This is a genomic window from Ensifer adhaerens (assembly GCF_002007205.1).
Lineage (GTDB): Bacteria > Pseudomonadota > Alphaproteobacteria > Rhizobiales > Rhizobiaceae > Ensifer > Ensifer adhaerens_D.
The window spans coordinates 1,488,970-1,503,807 of record NZ_LAZS01000005.1 but is presented as its reverse complement, the minus strand read 5'-3'; the positions used below and the strand labels follow the sequence as shown (position 1 = coordinate 1,503,807).

General features: G+C 63.5%; 11 protein-coding genes and 3 tRNA genes. 11 read left to right on the top strand and 3 right to left on the bottom strand.

Features of this window, described 5'->3' with window-relative positions; genetic code table 11:
- The first annotated feature begins 43 nt into the window (after positions 1 to 43).
- Positions 44 to 2,251: an esterase-like activity of phytase family protein gene (locus tag XB14_RS11065; RefSeq protein WP_179119567.1), complete on the top strand. Its 2,208-nt coding sequence runs from the start codon at positions 44 to 46 to the stop codon at positions 2,249 to 2,251.
- Between the two features lie 95 nt (positions 2,252 to 2,346).
- On the opposite strand, the gene XB14_RS11060 is transcribed toward XB14_RS11065, so the two are convergent.
- A complete protein-coding gene (locus XB14_RS11060) occupies positions 2,347 to 2,823 on the bottom strand; it encodes a MarR family winged helix-turn-helix transcriptional regulator (protein ID WP_077961575.1) in 477 nt (158 codons plus the stop codon).
- A 228-nt stretch (positions 2,824 to 3,051) separates the two neighbouring features.
- Positions 3,052 to 4,890 carry a methyl-accepting chemotaxis protein gene (locus XB14_RS11055; protein WP_077961574.1) on the bottom strand — a complete coding sequence of 613 codons (1,839 nt, stop codon included), beginning with the start codon at positions 4,888 to 4,890 and terminating at the stop codon, positions 3,052 to 3,054.
- 379 nt (positions 4,891 to 5,269) lie between these two features.
- Here XB14_RS11055 and XB14_RS11050 point away from each other — a divergent pair, with 379 nt between their 5' ends.
- The 3 genes from XB14_RS11050 (at position 5,270) to XB14_RS11040 (ending at position 10,491) form a co-directional block, all read left to right on the top strand.
- Complete coding sequence (locus XB14_RS11050) at positions 5,270 to 6,550, top strand: metallophosphoesterase family protein (protein WP_077961573.1); 1,281 nt, start codon at positions 5,270 to 5,272, stop codon at positions 6,548 to 6,550.
- Positions 6,550 to 10,005, top strand: coding sequence for an ATP-binding protein (locus tag XB14_RS11045; protein WP_077961572.1), 3,456 nt, complete (start codon positions 6,550 to 6,552; stop codon positions 10,003 to 10,005). The genes XB14_RS11050 and XB14_RS11045 overlap by 1 nt, the downstream gene beginning before the upstream one ends.
- An 87-nt stretch (positions 10,006 to 10,092) precedes the next feature.
- On the top strand, positions 10,093 to 10,491 hold the full coding sequence (locus XB14_RS11040; RefSeq protein ID WP_077961571.1) for a cupin domain-containing protein: 399 nt from the start codon (positions 10,093 to 10,095) through the stop codon (positions 10,489 to 10,491).
- A gap of 231 nt (positions 10,492 to 10,722) precedes the next feature.
- Here the strand turns inward: XB14_RS11040 and XB14_RS11035 are convergent.
- Positions 10,723 to 10,798, bottom strand: a tRNA-Val gene (locus XB14_RS11035).
- A 449-nt stretch (positions 10,799 to 11,247) separates the two neighbouring features.
- Between XB14_RS11035 and XB14_RS11030 the strand changes: the two genes are divergently transcribed.
- The 7 genes from XB14_RS11030 (at position 11,248) to XB14_RS11000 (ending at position 14,838) form a co-directional block, all read left to right on the top strand.
- Positions 11,248 to 11,324, top strand: a tRNA-Asp gene (locus XB14_RS11030).
- A 76-nt stretch (positions 11,325 to 11,400) separates the two neighbouring features.
- A tRNA-Asp gene (locus XB14_RS11025) sits at positions 11,401 to 11,477 on the top strand.
- 298 nt (positions 11,478 to 11,775) lie between these two features.
- A complete protein-coding gene (locus tag XB14_RS11020; protein ID WP_077961570.1) occupies positions 11,776 to 12,141 on the top strand; it encodes an NADH-quinone oxidoreductase subunit A in 366 nt (121 codons plus the stop codon).
- Entirely contained in the window at positions 12,132 to 12,710 is a 579-nt protein-coding gene (locus XB14_RS11015) for a NuoB/complex I 20 kDa subunit family protein (protein WP_034803591.1), read from the top strand. Before XB14_RS11020 ends, XB14_RS11015 begins: the two co-directional genes overlap by 10 nt.
- A 17-nt stretch (positions 12,711 to 12,727) precedes the next feature.
- The gene (locus XB14_RS11010) at positions 12,728 to 13,333 is read left to right on the top strand and encodes an NADH-quinone oxidoreductase subunit C (RefSeq protein ID WP_077961569.1); all 606 of its coding nucleotides are present in this window, start codon (positions 12,728 to 12,730) and stop codon (positions 13,331 to 13,333) included.
- A 57-nt stretch (positions 13,334 to 13,390) separates the two neighbouring features.
- Positions 13,391 to 14,581, top strand: a complete 1,191-nt coding sequence (locus XB14_RS11005) for an NADH-quinone oxidoreductase subunit D (protein ID WP_077961568.1) — start codon at positions 13,391 to 13,393, stop codon at positions 14,579 to 14,581.
- Entirely contained in the window at positions 14,581 to 14,838 is a 258-nt protein-coding gene (locus XB14_RS11000) for a hypothetical protein (RefSeq protein ID WP_077961567.1), read from the top strand. The genes XB14_RS11005 and XB14_RS11000 overlap by 1 nt, the downstream gene beginning before the upstream one ends.

Genomic DNA, 14,838 nt, shown 5'->3' with positions numbered 1-14,838 from the left:
TCATCGCCATCGCGCAGAACCCCCATGTTTTCAGTGTTCGCACATGGGGGATTTCATGACCATCACTTCGCGCGTGACCGCGCTTGCGGCCGTTCTTCTTGCCTCCGCTGCATTTCCCGCGGCGGCCGAGCCCGTATTCAACCGTATTGCGTCCTTTGCCGTTGCCGACAACCTGCCGGAAGGCGATGCGCGCAAGGCGCCGACATCAGCCGAGATCATCACCGCCAGCGAAGACGGCAACCTGCTTGTCTACTCCGACAGCCCGGGCAAGCGCGTCGGCCTGATCGACATCACCGACGCCAAGGCGCCGAAGGCTGCCGGCACGGTCTCCTTTGACGGCGAGCCGACCTCGGTCACCATCGCCGGTGCAAAGGCACTCGTCGCGGTCAACACGCGCGAAAGCTTCGTCAAGCCTTCGGGGCTTCTTGCGATCGTCGATCTGGCCTCGAAGAAAGTCGATGCGACCTGCGATCTCGGCGGCCAGCCGGATTCGGTCGCCGTCAACAAGGACCGCACCCTGGCGGCCATCGCCATCGAGAACGAGCGCGACGAGGAAGTGAACGACGGCAAGATCCCGCAGATGCCGGCCGGCGATCTGGTGATCCTGTCCTTGAAGGACGGTGTGGCCGATTGCGGCTCGCTGAAGCGCGTGGCGCTGACCGGTCTTGCGGAAATCGCCGGCGAGGATCCGGAGCCGGAATTTGTTTCCTTCAACGGCAAGGACGAGATCGCCCTGACGCTGCAGGAAAACAACCACATCGTCATCATCGACGGCAAGACGGGAACGGTGAAGACGCATTTCTTCGCCGGCACCGTCGATCTCAAGAACATCGACGCCAAGCGCAACGGCGCGATTGCCTTCAAGGACGAACAGCCGGGCCGCAAGCGCGAGCCGGACGCCGTGAAGTGGCTCGACGACAACCGCATCGTCGTTGCCAACGAAGGTGACTATGAGGGCGGTTCGCGCGGCTTTACGATCTTCGACACCACCGGCAAGGTTCTCTTCGAATCGGGCGCGAGCTTCGAGCACGCGATTGCCGCCATCGGCCACTATCCGGAGAAGCGCTCTTCGGCCAAGGGTGTCGAGCCCGAGGGCCTGGAAGCCGCGAAATTCGGCGAAGACAACCTGTTCTTCGTCCTGTCAGAACGCGCTTCGATCGTCGGCGTCTACAAGGACACCGGTGCCGAGCCTGAGCTTCTGCAGCTCCTGCCGTCGGGCATTTCGCCGGAAGGCGCCGTGGCGATCCCGTCGCGTAACCTCTTTGCAACCGCGAACGAAGTCGACCTCGGCGAGGACGGCGGCGCGCGCTCGCATGTAATGATCTATGAGCGCAGCGAGGGCGAAGCTGCCTATCCGCAGATCCGCTCCGCCGAGAAGGATGGCCTGCCGATCGGCTTCGGCGCGCTCTCGGGCCTCGCTGCCGTTGCCGACAAGCCCGGCTTCCTGCGCGCCGTCAACGATTCGGTCTACTCGTCGCAGCCGACGATCTTCACCATCGACGCCACCCAGAAGCCGGCGCTGATCACCGAAGCGCTCGCCATCACCCGCGATGGCGCCCCGGCGCAGAAGCTCGACATCGAAGGCATCGCCAATGACGGGGAAGGGGGCTTCTGGCTCGCGTCGGAAGGCAATTCCGACAAGCTCTACAGCCACGCGATCTTCCACGTGAACAAGAAGGGCGAGATCAAGAAGGAAATCGCCCTTCCGGAAGCGCTGCGCGCCGGCGAAACCCGCTTCGGCTTCGAAGGCATCACCGTTGTCGGCGAAGGGGACGACCAGACACTGTGGACGGCGGTTCAGCGCGAATGGAAGGATGACGAGAAGGGCTTCGTCAAGCTCGTCGCCTACAACTTGAAAAGCGAGGAGTGGGGCGCCGTGCGCTACCCGCTGGAGAAGGCCGGTGACGGCTGGGTCGGCCTGTCGGAAATCTCCGTTCACGGCAACTACGCCTACATCATCGAGCGCGACAACCTGATCGGCCAGGCAGCCAAGCTGAAGAAGATCTACCGCGTTGCTCTCTCGGAACTGAAGCCGGCCGCCCTCGGTGGCGAACTGCCTGTCGTCAAGAAGGAAGAGGTCCGAGACCTCATTCCGGATCTGAAGGCGCTGAACGGCTATGTCGTCGACAAGGTCGAGGGCTTCACCGTCGACGCCGCCGGCAACGGCTATGTCATCACCGACAATGACGGCGTCGACGATTCCTCGGGCGAAACCCTGTTCTTCTCCATTGGCGCCATCAACGCGATGTAAGCGTTACCGCCCGGAGAAAACGGGAGAGGCCGGGACATGATGTCCCGGCCTCTTTCTGTTTCGGTGCTTGTGATTTGCGACGAGCGGAACCGCGGCTAGCGGGCGATCGCGACCTGTGCTGCCTCTTCGGCCTCATCCTTGCGCTTGCGGATCTCGTCCGTGCGATCGACCAGCTTGCCGACGATATCAAAGAGCGCGTCAAGCTCTTCGTCGTCGAGGGCGGAGAAGATCTCCTCGAGCAGCTGCTTGCGCGGATGCTCTGCGGCTTCCAGTACGACGCGGCCCGTTTCGGTGATCGAGACGATCTTGGCGCGCCGGTCTTCAGGATCGGGCTTGCGCATGACCAAGCGGTCACGCTCCAGGCCGTCGATCGCTTCGGTGACCGTGCGCGGTGCGAAGTTCAGCGCACAGGCGATGTCGGTCGAGCGACAGGGACCGAGCTTGCTGAGGAAGAAGAGGAACTTGCTGCGTGCCAGCGACACGCCTTCCTCGGTCATCGATTCGTTCACCAGCCGGTGAACCCGGTGGTAAAGCTCGAACAGTCTATCGGAAACTTCAAATGTCTTCTTCATGATCGTCGCTGGAATTTCATGAGGTGCCATGTGAAATGGCAGTAACATTAGTGATAGTTACAATTGCCGCCTTTGTCGACACAAACCTCCGGCGTTTCACGGTAACTCCGTCGACGACAAAGAAACGGCCGCCATTTCTGACGGCCGTTTCACTTGGAGCGGCAAGAAATTCTCGCGACAGGCGACCGTTTGCGCGCCGCACGACGTGGCGTCGCCGCAGACCCGCGATCAGGCGGCCCAGCGCGACCCGTTGGTCGATTGGGCGTATCCGTGACCGCCAGCCTCGGCGAGCGAGAAGCGCGCGATCAGCTCGCGCAGACGGCCGGCTTCCTGGGCGAGCGTCGCGCTTGCCGCATTGGCTTCCTCGACCATTGCCGCGTTCTGCTGGGTGACCTGGTCCATCTGGTTGACGGCCATGTTGACCTCAGAGAGCCCGGCGGACTGTTCCTGCGCCGAGACGGCGATCGCGTCCATGTGCTGGTTGATCGTGACGATGAAGCCCTCGATCGTGCGCAGAGCCTCGCCGGTTTCGCGCACGAGACGGACGCCGCTTTCCACTTCGATGGCGGAGTTGCGGATCAGGTCCTTGATCTCCTTGGCCGCGTTGGCCGAGCGCTGGGCAAGCTCGCGCACTTCCTGGGCAACGACGGCGAAGCCCTTGCCGGCGTCACCGGCGCGCGCTGCTTCGACGCCGGCGTTGAGCGCCAGCAGGTTCGTCTGGAACGCAATCTCGTCGATCACGCCGATGATGTTGGAGATCTGGCTCGACGAATGTTCGATGCGGCCCATGGCGTCGACCGCGCCCGAGACGATCGCGCCGGACTTGCGGGCGCTTTCGTTGGCCTGGCCGGCAACGGTGCGAGCCTCGTTGGTGCGCTTCGACGAATTGCCGACATTGACGGTGATCTGGTCGAGTGCAGCAGCGGTCTCTTCCAGCGAGGCCGCCTGCTGCTCGGTCCGGCGCGACAGGTCGTCGGCGCTCTGGCTGACCTCGCGAGCGCCGCTGTCGATGCTACCCGAGGCTGCCGAGACGGCGGCAAGCGTATAGGCAAGCTGGGCGACGGCCTGGTTCAGGTCGTGGCGAAGCTGCTCGAAGTCGGGCGCGAAGGGTTCGTTGAGCTGGAAGGCGAGATCGCCCGAGGCGAGGCGGCGCAGGCCGCTCGCAAGACCGGCGGTCGCTTCCTGAAGGCGGCGCTGGGCTGCTGCTTCTGCTTCCTCGGTGACGCGAACGCGCTCGGCTTCCGCCTTGGCGCGCTGTTCCTGGGCATCGGCCTCGAGGTGCTGATTGGTGATCGCGGCCTGGCGGAAGACCTCGACCGCACGGGCCATCTCGCCGATTTCGTCCTTGCGGGCGCCATAGGGGATGCTGCTGTCGGTGTCGCCTTCGGCAAGGCGCGCCATGGAGCGGGTGATGATCTGGATCGGGCGGGCGATGCCGCGCACGGCATAGAGGATGGCGCCGAGCACGATGACGGCGGCAAGGGCGATGACGGCGATCTCGATCATGCGGATCTGGTCATGCGTCGCCGAGCTTGCGGCAACGGCGGCATCCGCGCCGGCGAGGTTCAGCGCGCGCATTTCCTTGATCGCCTCGTCGACCTTGCCTTCGGTCTCGCGCATCTCGACCTTGAAGACGCTCTGCGCCTTCATGTTCTCGAGGTTGTTGGAGAGCTTGACCATGCCTTCGGCGACGGAGAGATAGGCCTGGTAGGCTGCCCGCACATTGTCGAGCGCTGCCTTGTCGGCATCGGTGACCATCAGGCTCGAATATTCGTCGGCGAGCTTGTTGAAGCCTTCGACGGTCTGGCCGATGACCTTTTCCGCTGCCTTCTTTTCAAACGGCGTCAGGGAAATCAGGTGGCGGGCAAACGCCATGCGCGTATCGGAAAGCTGGGTTTCGAGCGCGCGGGAAAGCGAGACGCGCGGCAGCCAGGTGGTGGCGATCTCGTTGTTGCGCTCGTTCATCATCTTGATGCCGCCGAGAGATGAAACGGCAAGCGCCGTGACGATAACGGCGACCACGAGGAAAAGGGCAATAAGCGTGTGGGAAATCTTGAGCCGTGACATGGTACCCCCGGAAGGACGGCCGTCCGTAAAACTGTACTTGAATTAAGTCATTCCGGCTCTTGATCGTCATGACGGAGCGGATAGCCGAAGCAGGAATCATTCCGGTGCCTGGATGCGCTTGAAACGCAGCCGGCGCAAACCTATCGAACAAGATGTTACAAAAGCCCTAATCGATTAAAGTGAGTATAATCTGATATTTGCAGGTAGCAGCGGGCTGTCGCGGGCGGACGATGTTAACAATTGCAGCCGGCGGCATTTGTATTAGCTTTGCCTTTACTTTCGTGATCTGAAATATGCTTGCGCTGAGGCGGCGCATCTCCCAAGTGGATGACGCGTGGCCGCTGATTGACGGGCGGTGGCGGGACGGCCATGGTCGGCCATGCCCTTCCGCTTTGTCCATACCGCAGACCTGCATCTCGATTCGCCCCTCCGAAGCCTCGCCCTTAGAAACGCCGACCTTGCCGAGATCGTGCGCGGGGCGTCGCGGCAGGCTATGGTCAAGATCGTCGATCTCTGCATCGCGGAAGAGGTCGATGCCCTTCTGATTGCCGGCGACCTCTACGACGGCAGCCAGACATCGATGAACACGGCCCTGTTTCTCGGCCGGGAACTGCGCCGGCTGGATGAACACGGTATCCGCGTCTTCATCATCCGCGGTAATCACGACGCCCAGTCGCAGGTCACCAATGAACTGACCCTGCCGCCATCGGCCCATGTCTTCAAGGGCAGGGCAAAGGCGGTCGTCGCCAAGACGCTGGCAAGCGGTCGCGACGTCTGCGTGCACGGCGTAAGCTTCGCCAGCCCCCATGCGCCCGAAAGTCTGCTTCCGGCATTCCAGCCGCCGGTGCCCGGCGCGGTGAACATCGGCATGCTGCACACCAGCCTCGCAGGGGCCGCAGGTCACGATCTCTATGCGCCCTGCAGCGTCGCCGACCTTGCGGCCCACGGCTTCGATTACTGGGCCCTTGGCCATATTCATCAGCGGCAGGTCCATGCGACAGGCCCCTTCGTCGTGATGGCGGGCATGCCGCAGGGGCGCGACATCAACGAAGTCGGCGTAAAGAGCGTGTCGCTGGTCACGATCGACGACGACGGCCACGTCAGTCTTGCCGAGCGGCCGATCGGCATTGCCAGCTTCGAACGCCTTCGCGTCGACCTGACGGGCCTCACGGAGTGGCGCGACATGCTTGATGCCGTCAGGCAGGCTCTTTCGCGCACATGTGGCGAGATATCGGCACAGAACGTCATCCTGCGACTGATGCTGGCCGGCACGACGCCCCTGGCCTGGCGCCTTCGCCGCGACGCGGACCTGCTGCGGGCGGAGATCGACAACATCGCCGCCGGGATCGCCGGCTGCTGGATCGAGAAGGTCGAGCTGACTTGCGGCAACGTCCGGGCGGAAAAGCCGGGCGCCATGCTCGATCCCGTCGAAGAGTTGGCAACGCTCGTCGAAACCGATGTCTTGCCGGCGCACGGGTTTCGCCAGGACGTGCTGGCAGCCGTGGAGGACATGTTGCAACAGCTTCCGCCCGAGCTTCGCCAATCGCTTGCGCCGGATGAAGAGGCGGTCCAGCGGCTGGCCTTCGAGGCCGGTCGGTCGGGAACGGCCGAGGTGCTTGCCCATCTTCATGGCGGCGGCGCCGGCGAGGGGGCCAACTGATGCGGCTCAACGCACTCGATCTCGTCCGCTACGGCAAGTTCACCGATCGCCGCCTCGACTTCGGTCGCGGGGTGCCCGGCATACCAGACCTGCACATCGTCTACGGCCCGAACGAAGCCGGCAAATCGACCCTTTTCTCCGGTTTCCTGGATCTGCTCTTCGGTATCGAACATTCGAGCCCCTATGGCTTCCTGCATCCATACCCGACGATGCGCGTCGGCGGCACGATCGAAGCCGCCGGCCGCACCGACCGCGCCTTCCGGATCAAGCGAAAGACGAATTCGCTGGTCGGTGCCGACGAGCAGCCCTTGCCCGACAACTTGTTTTCAGGCGTGCTCGGCGCCATCGATCGCGACACCTACCAGATGATGTTCTCGCTCGATGACGAGAGCATCGAGAATGGCGGCGAAGCGATCCTGAAAAGCGAGGGCGAGCTCGGATCGCTGCTGTTTTCCGCAAGCTCGGGCCTGCCGGACAGCACGGCTATACTCACCGCCCTGCGGGCGCAGGCCGACGGCTTCTACCGCCCGCAGGCGCGCAAGCATCAGCTGGCGGAACTCAAAGGCGAGCTCGAGGCCCTGAGGACCGAACGCAACGCGCTCGATATCAATGCGCGCGAATATGCGGCGCTGCGCAAGACGCTGACGCAGGCGCGCGAACGGCACGACGAAGCGATCACGCGTCGGGCCGAGTTGCGGTTGGCGCGGGCTCGCCTGAAAGCCGAGATCGAGGCGCTACCGCATTTCGGCCGGCTGCTTGTCCTCCGCGCGGAACTGGCGAGCGCGCCGCCGCTGCCGGTCCCGCCGGCGGAGTGGGTCAGCGGACTGCCGGCGCTACGACGGCAGGAAGCTGAGATCGAGATCAGGCTGCGGCAAAGCGACAGCGAAATCCAGCATCGCCGCGACGCTCTCGACGAAATGCCGTTCGATAAGGAAGGTCTCTGCCTGATCGAGCGGCTGACTGCGCTTCAGGACACAGCACTTGACGCGCGCTATGTGACAGCGGCGCGCGACATGCCGTCTCGACTGGAGGATCTGGCACGGACCGCGGCGGAAATTCTCGGCTGCCTGTTGCGGCTCGGCGAGCCGGCGGACCGCGACCCAGGGGCGCTCTTATTGCCGGCCGGGACCGCTGCGCAGCTTCAGGATCTCGCCCGCCGGCACTCGGCTCTCGTCGAGCGTCTGGCTTCGGCGCGCCAGGAGCTGCAAAGTTCCGTCGAATCGGATCGGGACGCCGAATGCGAACTGGCCCGGCTCGAAGAGCAGGGTGCCGCGGACGTTACCAGCCTCGCCGAGCGGCTGTCGCTGATGCGGCGCAGTGACTGCGTCCTGCGGAAGCAAGCGGCGCAGCAGGCCATCGACCGGCTGGATGCGGAACTCGCCGACAAGCTCGTGCTGCTGAAGCCCTTTGCCGGGACGGCCGACGATCTGCTCGCGCGCGACGTGCCGTCGCCGGCAACGCTCGAGGCGTGGCGCAAGGCGGCTGCCAGCCAGGAGGAGCGGCATCTGCGTGTTGTCGACCGAATCGCCGCCGAGCAGGAACTGCTGGCGGGTGAGGAGGCGCGGCTGGCTGGGCTGTCCGCTGTCGGTGGCACTATGGACGATGCGTCGGCCATGGCGCTCCGTAAGCGTCGGGACGAAGCGTGGCGCCAGCACAAGGCTGAGCTTGCATGCCAAACGGCCATCGCCTTCGAGCGGGTCATGGGCGAAGACGACGAGCTTACCGCGCGGCGCCTTGCCGAAACGACGCGGCTTGCCGACATGCGCGGCCTGTCGCTGTCGATCGTCGAGCGACGTGCCCGCATCAAGGCGCTGCGCGAACAGGAGCAGCAATCTCTGGCTGATGCGGCAGGGCAGGCGCAGGAGTTGGCAACAGGCGCTTTGGCCTGCGGCTTACCTAACGTCAAAAGCCTGACGCAACTGGAAGCGTGGTTGACCATCCGGCTTGCGGCACTGGAACTGCGCGCGCACTTGCGCGCCGCGCGCCAGGATTTCGATCGCGCACATGTCGAGGAGACCGAAGCGATTGCCGGCCTGCGCGAGGAGCTTGCGGCCATAGACATGGGCGGACGCCTGCCGGAACGGCTCGACAGTCTTCTCCCTGCCGCCGAGCAGGCGGTATCGCAGGCACGCGCCATGGACGGCGCCCGCAGCGCGGCTCGCGAAGCGGCGAAACGGGCGCGAACGGTTCTCGAGAGCCGGCGATCGGCTCTCGACGTTGCGGAAGGCGCCATGGCCGCCTGGAAAGAGCAATGGACGGAGCTTCTTGCGAAAAGCTGGCTGTCCGCGCGCAGCGAGCCTCCGACGCCCGAGCAGATCGGTCCGATGCTTGCGATCCTGCAGGAGCTCGACAAGCTCACGCAGCGCAAGGCCGACCTCGATTATCGCATCGCCGGCATGCGCAAGGACCAGATCGAATTTGACCGCGCTATTGCCGAGCTTGCCTGCGGGGCGACCGCAGATGACACGCTGACGACCTATATGACGCTGAAAGCGCGCGCGGCCGAGGCGCAACGGCTTTCGGATCGCCGTGCAACCTTCCTCGCGGAACTTGCGCGCCTGGAGGACGAGCGGCGTGTCGCTTGCTCCGAACGGGAGCTGCATGCGGCGCGCAGGCGGCTGGTCCTTGAATTCTTCGGTTGCGAAACGCTCGACGAAGCGGCGCAGCTTTTCGAGGCCGGCCGCGAGCAGCAGCGCCTGCGCGAGCGCATCGCCGAATCGGAGGCGGATCTTGCCTCCCGCCTCGGTGTCGCCGAGAGCGAACAGGCTGAGACGTTGCTCGCGGAACTCGATGACACGAAGGTCAGGCTGGAACTGGCGCGGCTGGACGCGGCGCTCGAAGAAAGCGACCGCGACGTCAGCGAACTGCATACGGAGATGCGCGAGAGGGAAAAGGCGCTCGCCGCTGTCGAGGGGGGCGATACGGTCGCCGAGCTCGAACAGAAACGCAGAACGCTGCTGCTCGACATCGAGGGCAAGGCGCTTGCCTATCTGCGGCTCCGCGCAGGCGTCATCGCCGCCGAGACCGCGCTTCGGCTCTTTCGCGAGCGGCATCGCAGCGCGATGATGCGCCGCGCTTCCGAAACCTTCAGCCGGATTAGCGGCGGAGAATATTCCGGCCTGTCGGCGCAATCCGACAAGGGGCAGGAGTTCCTGATCGCCAATGCCTCGGCCGGCGGATCGAAACTTGCCAAGGATCTTTCCAAGGGCACCCGATTCCAACTCTATCTGGCGCTCAGAATCGCCGGCTATCACGAAATCGCTGCGGCGCGCGAATCGCTGCCCTTCATTGCCGACGACATCATGGAGACCTTCGACGACGGGCGTGCCGGCCGCGCGTTCGAGCAGATGGCCGAAATGGCGCGTGTCGGCCAGGTGATCTATCTGACGCACCACGAACATCTTTGCGAGATTGCCCGTGAGGCCTGCCCGACTGTGACAATCCACAGGTTATGATAGGCTCGCGGGCGAGCGAGTGCCCGTTGGCCGTGACGCACTTTCGCGGGGCAGAAGCGACGCAAACGAAAACCGGAGGAACGAGAGATGGACATCATACCCGGTGGATCGAGACCTTCGATGCGCGCTCCGGCGGAGTACTTCACCGGCACGGTGCGGCAGGACCCGGTGATCGAGGCCGCAGACCCGGCGCGCGTCCGCGCCGTCAGCGTCACCTTCGAGCCGGGTGCCCGCACCGCCTGGCACACCCATCCGCTCGGCCAGACCTTGGTCGTGACCGCCGGCCGCGGCCTGGCGCAGACCTGGGGCGGCCCGATCCGTGAGATTCGCGTGGGCGACGTCGTCTGGTTCCCGCCGGGTGAAAAACACTGGCACGGTGCCGCAGCCGATACCGCGATGGTTCACCTCGCCATCCAGGAGGCGCTCGACGGCAAGGCTGTGGATTGGCTGGAGCATGTCAGCGACGAGCAGTACCGCGGGGCATAGGGCGGGTGCGATAGAATTAACTGGCGGACGGTGCGGGCGGCCCGGTTGCTCGTGGGGAGGGGCAGGCGCTGGTCCGGATGGCCGCTGTCCGCACGCAAACAGTCACTCCGCCTGCCAGGCCGTATTCTCGGTTTATGAACAATTCTCGGTTTATGACGGGCACGGCCGCGACGAGGTTCCAGCGCTGCAGGATCGCCGTCTTAATCGAAAATTTGGGAAGAGAAGGAAAAATGGTGGGCGATGAGAGACTCGAACTCCCGACATCCTCGGTGTAAACGAGGCGCTCTACCAACTGAGCTAATCGCCCTTCCGCGTTTGGACCGGTTCAGTCCGCCGCGTCGGTGGCCGTGATCTAGGCGTAACCGAAAAAAACCGCAAGAGCATTTGTATCGTTTTTATGATTTTTTTTGCGAGCGCGAGCGCGATGTCCCAAATTGCCGGGGTTTCTGGCTGTGGACAAGAAAGCGTCTCTTCGGCTGTCGCCGTGGCAGGGAAGGGCGCGGAATGGAATCGCCGAGCGAGATCGCCGCGCGTCATAGGAAGGGACAATCGGATTGGAGATGCGGCTGCGTCCCGTGAATGAACCGGGCCTGCCGGACTTTGTCGTCTTGCTGCCCTGTGGATCAATTTTCATTCCGTCACGGATTTGTCTTCAAACACGCTTGACACCCCAAGGCGAACCGCTTAGTTAGCCGCTCATCGAACGGCGCTGCTGCTCGATGCGGGGCGGAAACGTCCCAACCAAGTCAAGATGATGCGGGTGTAGCTCAGTCGGTTAGAGTGCCGGCCTGTCACGCCGGAGGTCGCGGGTTCGAGCCCCGTCACTCGCGCCACTCTTGATCTGGTCCTGCCTAGGCATTCTCAGGAAGCGCCGATGGTGGTAATAATGATCGTTCACGGTCATAGTGCGCGGGTGTAGCTCAGTCGGTTAGAGTGCCGGCCTGTCACGCCGGAGGTCGCGGGTTCGAGCCCCGTCACTCGCGCCATTTCTTCTCTCCGATACCAGTTTTTGCGTTTCGCGCGGGGGCGCCAATTGTGCGCTGCGGCAATCTGTCTCGCGCCCGTTTGTTTTACGGTAAAGTGCATGCCGGCCCGCAATTCCGCGCTTTGTCACGCCCGCCTGTTTGTTCCTGTGTCGCGAACCGGTTTAAATGGCCCCTCAAGGCTTGCGCGAGGGCGCGGGCTGCGCTAACCACTCCGGCGTTGCAACATATTTTTCGGCCTGCGAGATTTGTTGATCTGGCGCTCTCCCATGCGCCCTCCCGCAGGCAGGGACGGATAACAATGACTGAACTTCTCGGTTCCTACGTTCCGATCGCGATTTTCATTGGAATCGCATTGGTGATCGGCTTGGCGCTTCTGATTGCTCCCTTCGCCGTCGCCTTCAAGGCTCCTGATTCGGAAAAGCTGTCGGCCTACGAGTGCGGCTTCAATGCGTTCGACGACGCCCGCATGAAGTTCGACATCCGCTTCTACCTCGTGTCGATCCTCTTCATCATCTTCGACCTCGAAGTTGCCTTCCTCTTCCCCTGGGCGGTCTCGTTCCATGAGTTGGGCTGGTTCGGTTTCTGGTCGATGATGGTCTTCCTCGGCGTGCTGACGATCGGCTTTATCTATGAATGGAAGAAGGGAGCGCTGGAATGGAACTGACCTCCGGCACCACGCTCGTTGCGCCCAAGCCGAAGGGGATCATCGATCCCTCGACCGGCAAGCCGATCGGCAGCAATGACGCATTCTTCGGCGAGATCAACAATGAACTCGCCGACAAGGGCTTTCTCGTCACCTCGACCGACGAGCTCATCAACTGGGCCCGTACCGGCTCGCTGATGTGGATGACCTTCGGTCTCGCCTGCTGCGCGGTCGAGATGATGCAGATGTCCATGCCGCGTTACGACGCCGAGCGCTTCGGCTTCGCGCCCCGCGCCTCGCCGCGCCAGTCCGACGTCATGATTGTCGCCGGCACGCTGACCAACAAGATGGCGCCCGCGCTCCGCAAGGTCTATGACCAGATGCCGGAACCGCGTTACGTCATTTCGATGGGCTCCTGCGCCAACGGTGGCGGCTACTACCACTATTCCTATTCCGTCGTTCGCGGCTGCGACCGCGTCGTTCCCGTCGACATCTACGTGCCAGGCTGTCCTCCCACGGCAGAAGCGCTGCTTTACGGCGTGCTCCTGCTGCAGAAGAAGATCCGCCGGACCGGCACGATCGAGCGCTAAGGGCAGGGGGTTTTGATATGAGTGAAGCCCTGAACGAGCTTGCGTCCTACCTGCGCGAAACGCGCGGTGCGCTGATCTCCGACGCGTCGCTGGCCTATGGCGAGCTGACGCTGACGACGACGTCTGCCAACCTCATCGCGCTGCTGACTTTCCTGCGCGACGACGTGCAATGCGCCTTCGTCAACTTCGTCGACGTCTGCGGCGTCGACTGGCCGCAGCGGCCGGACCGTTTCGACGTCGTCTACCACCTCTTGTCGCCGCGCCAGAACCTGCGCGTGCGCGTCAAGGTTTCGACCGGCGAGAACGAGCCGGTGCCGTCGGCAACGCCGGTCTATCCTGGCGCCGATTGGTTCGAGCGCGAAGCCTACGACATGTACGGCATCCTGTTTACCGGCCATCCGGACCTGCGCCGCATCCTGACGGACTACGGTTTTGAAGGACATCCGCTGCGCAAGGACTTCCCGGTCACCGGTTTTGTCGAAGTGCGTTACGACGACGAAGCCAAGCGCGTCGTCTACGAACCCGTCGAGCTGAAGCAGGAATTCCGCAACTTCGACTTCCTCTCTCCCTGGGAAGGCACGGATTACGTGTTGCCCGGCGACGAGAAGGCGAAAGCACGGTGAGACTAAGTGGTCCGCGGTAGCCGCCAAGCGGCTGCCGTCCGGCCTGGAGCAATCGGTATGACCGAACACAACGTCCGCAACTTCAACATCAACTTTGGTCCGCAGCATCCGGCGGCGCACGGCGTTCTTCGTCTGGTGCTCGAGCTTGATGGCGAAATCGTCGAGCGCGTCGATCCGCATATCGGCCTGCTGCATCGCGGCACCGAAAAGCTGATCGAGACCAAGACCTACCTGCAGGCCGTGCCCTATTTCGACCGCCTCGACTACGTGGCGCCCATGAACCAAGAGCACGCTTTCGCGCTTGCGGTCGAAAAGCTGACGGGCACCGAGGTGCCGATCCGCGGCCAGTTGATCCGCGTTCTCTATTCGGAAATCGGCCGCATCCTCTCGCACCTTCTGAACGTCACGACGCAGGCCATGGACGTCGGCGCGCTTACGCCCCCGCTCTGGGGCTTCGAAGAGCGCGAAAAGCTGATGGTATTCTATGAGCGCGCCTGCGGCGCGCGCATGCACTCGGCCTATTTCCGTCCGGGCGGCGTCCACCAGGACCTGCCGCACGAACTGGTCGAAGACATCGGCAAGTGGATCGATCCGTTCCTGAAGACCGTCGACGATATCGACGAACTTCTGACCGGCAACCGTATCTTCAAGCAGCGCAACGTCGATATCGGCGTCGTCAAGCTCGACGACGCCTGGGCTTGGGGCTTCTCGGGCGTGATGGTGCGCGGCTCGGGCGCTGCCTGGGACCTACGTCGCTCGCAGCCCTACGAGTGCTACTCGGATATGGAATTCGACATCCCGATCGGCAAGAACGGCGACTGCTTCGACCGCTATCTGATCCGCATGATCGAAATGCGCCAGTCGGCGCGCATCATGCGCCAGTGCGTCGATCGCCTGCTCGGCGACGCGAAGGTCGGCCCGGTTTCGTCGCTCGACGGCAAGATCGTTCCGCCCAAGCGCGGCGAGATGAAGCGTTCGATGGAAGCGCTGATCCACCACTTCAAGCTCTACACCGAAGGCTATCACGTGCCGGCCGGCGAAGTTTACACCGCCGTCGAAGCGCCGAAGGGCGAGTTCGGCGTCTATCTCGTCTCCGACGGCACCAACAAGCCCTATCGCTGCAAGATCCGTGCCCCGGGTTACGCGCATCTCCAGGCGATGGATTTCCTCTGTCGGGGACACCAGCTTGCCGACGTTTCGGCCGTGCTGGGCTCCCTCGATATCGTGTTCGGTGAGGTGGACCGCTGATGCGTCTCGCGCCCCTGGCCACGCTCGCTCTTCTCGCGCTCGCATCGGCCGCTCCCGCACAGGAGCAGGTCGATACCGGCACGACGTCGGGCGGCATGCGCGGGGGCTCGATGGCAGATCTCGTTGCCAAGGGCTACGAGATCAAGGCCGCGGTCGCCAATGGCACGCGCTACATCGTATTTTTGCAGAAAGACCAGTCAGCCTATGCCTGTGAATTCGTCTCGGTGACGAAATCGCGGTGCGGTTCGATTAACTGA

Bases quoted from the DNA above. Each gene is read 5' to 3' on its own strand.
- XB14_RS11065 (WP_179119567.1), top strand. From the start codon at position 44: ATGGGGGATTTCATGACCATCACTTCGCGCGTGACCGCGCTTGCGGCC.
- XB14_RS11060 (WP_077961575.1), bottom strand. From the start codon at position 2,823: ATGAAGAAGACATTTGAAGTTTCCGATAGACTGTTCGAGCTTTACCAC.
- XB14_RS11055 (WP_077961574.1), bottom strand. From the start codon at position 4,890: ATGTCACGGCTCAAGATTTCCCACACGCTTATTGCCCTTTTCCTCGTG.
- XB14_RS11050 (WP_077961573.1), top strand. From the start codon at position 5,270: ATGCCCTTCCGCTTTGTCCATACCGCAGACCTGCATCTCGATTCGCCC.
- XB14_RS11045 (WP_077961572.1), top strand. From the start codon at position 6,550: ATGCGGCTCAACGCACTCGATCTCGTCCGCTACGGCAAGTTCACCGAT.
- XB14_RS11040 (WP_077961571.1), top strand. From the start codon at position 10,093: ATGGACATCATACCCGGTGGATCGAGACCTTCGATGCGCGCTCCGGCG.
- XB14_RS11020 (WP_077961570.1), top strand. From the start codon at position 11,776: ATGACTGAACTTCTCGGTTCCTACGTTCCGATCGCGATTTTCATTGGA.
- XB14_RS11015 (WP_034803591.1), top strand. From the start codon at position 12,132: ATGGAACTGACCTCCGGCACCACGCTCGTTGCGCCCAAGCCGAAGGGG.
- XB14_RS11010 (WP_077961569.1), top strand. From the start codon at position 12,728: ATGAGTGAAGCCCTGAACGAGCTTGCGTCCTACCTGCGCGAAACGCGC.
- XB14_RS11005 (WP_077961568.1), top strand. From the start codon at position 13,391: ATGACCGAACACAACGTCCGCAACTTCAACATCAACTTTGGTCCGCAG.
- XB14_RS11000 (WP_077961567.1), top strand. From the start codon at position 14,581: ATGCGTCTCGCGCCCCTGGCCACGCTCGCTCTTCTCGCGCTCGCATCG.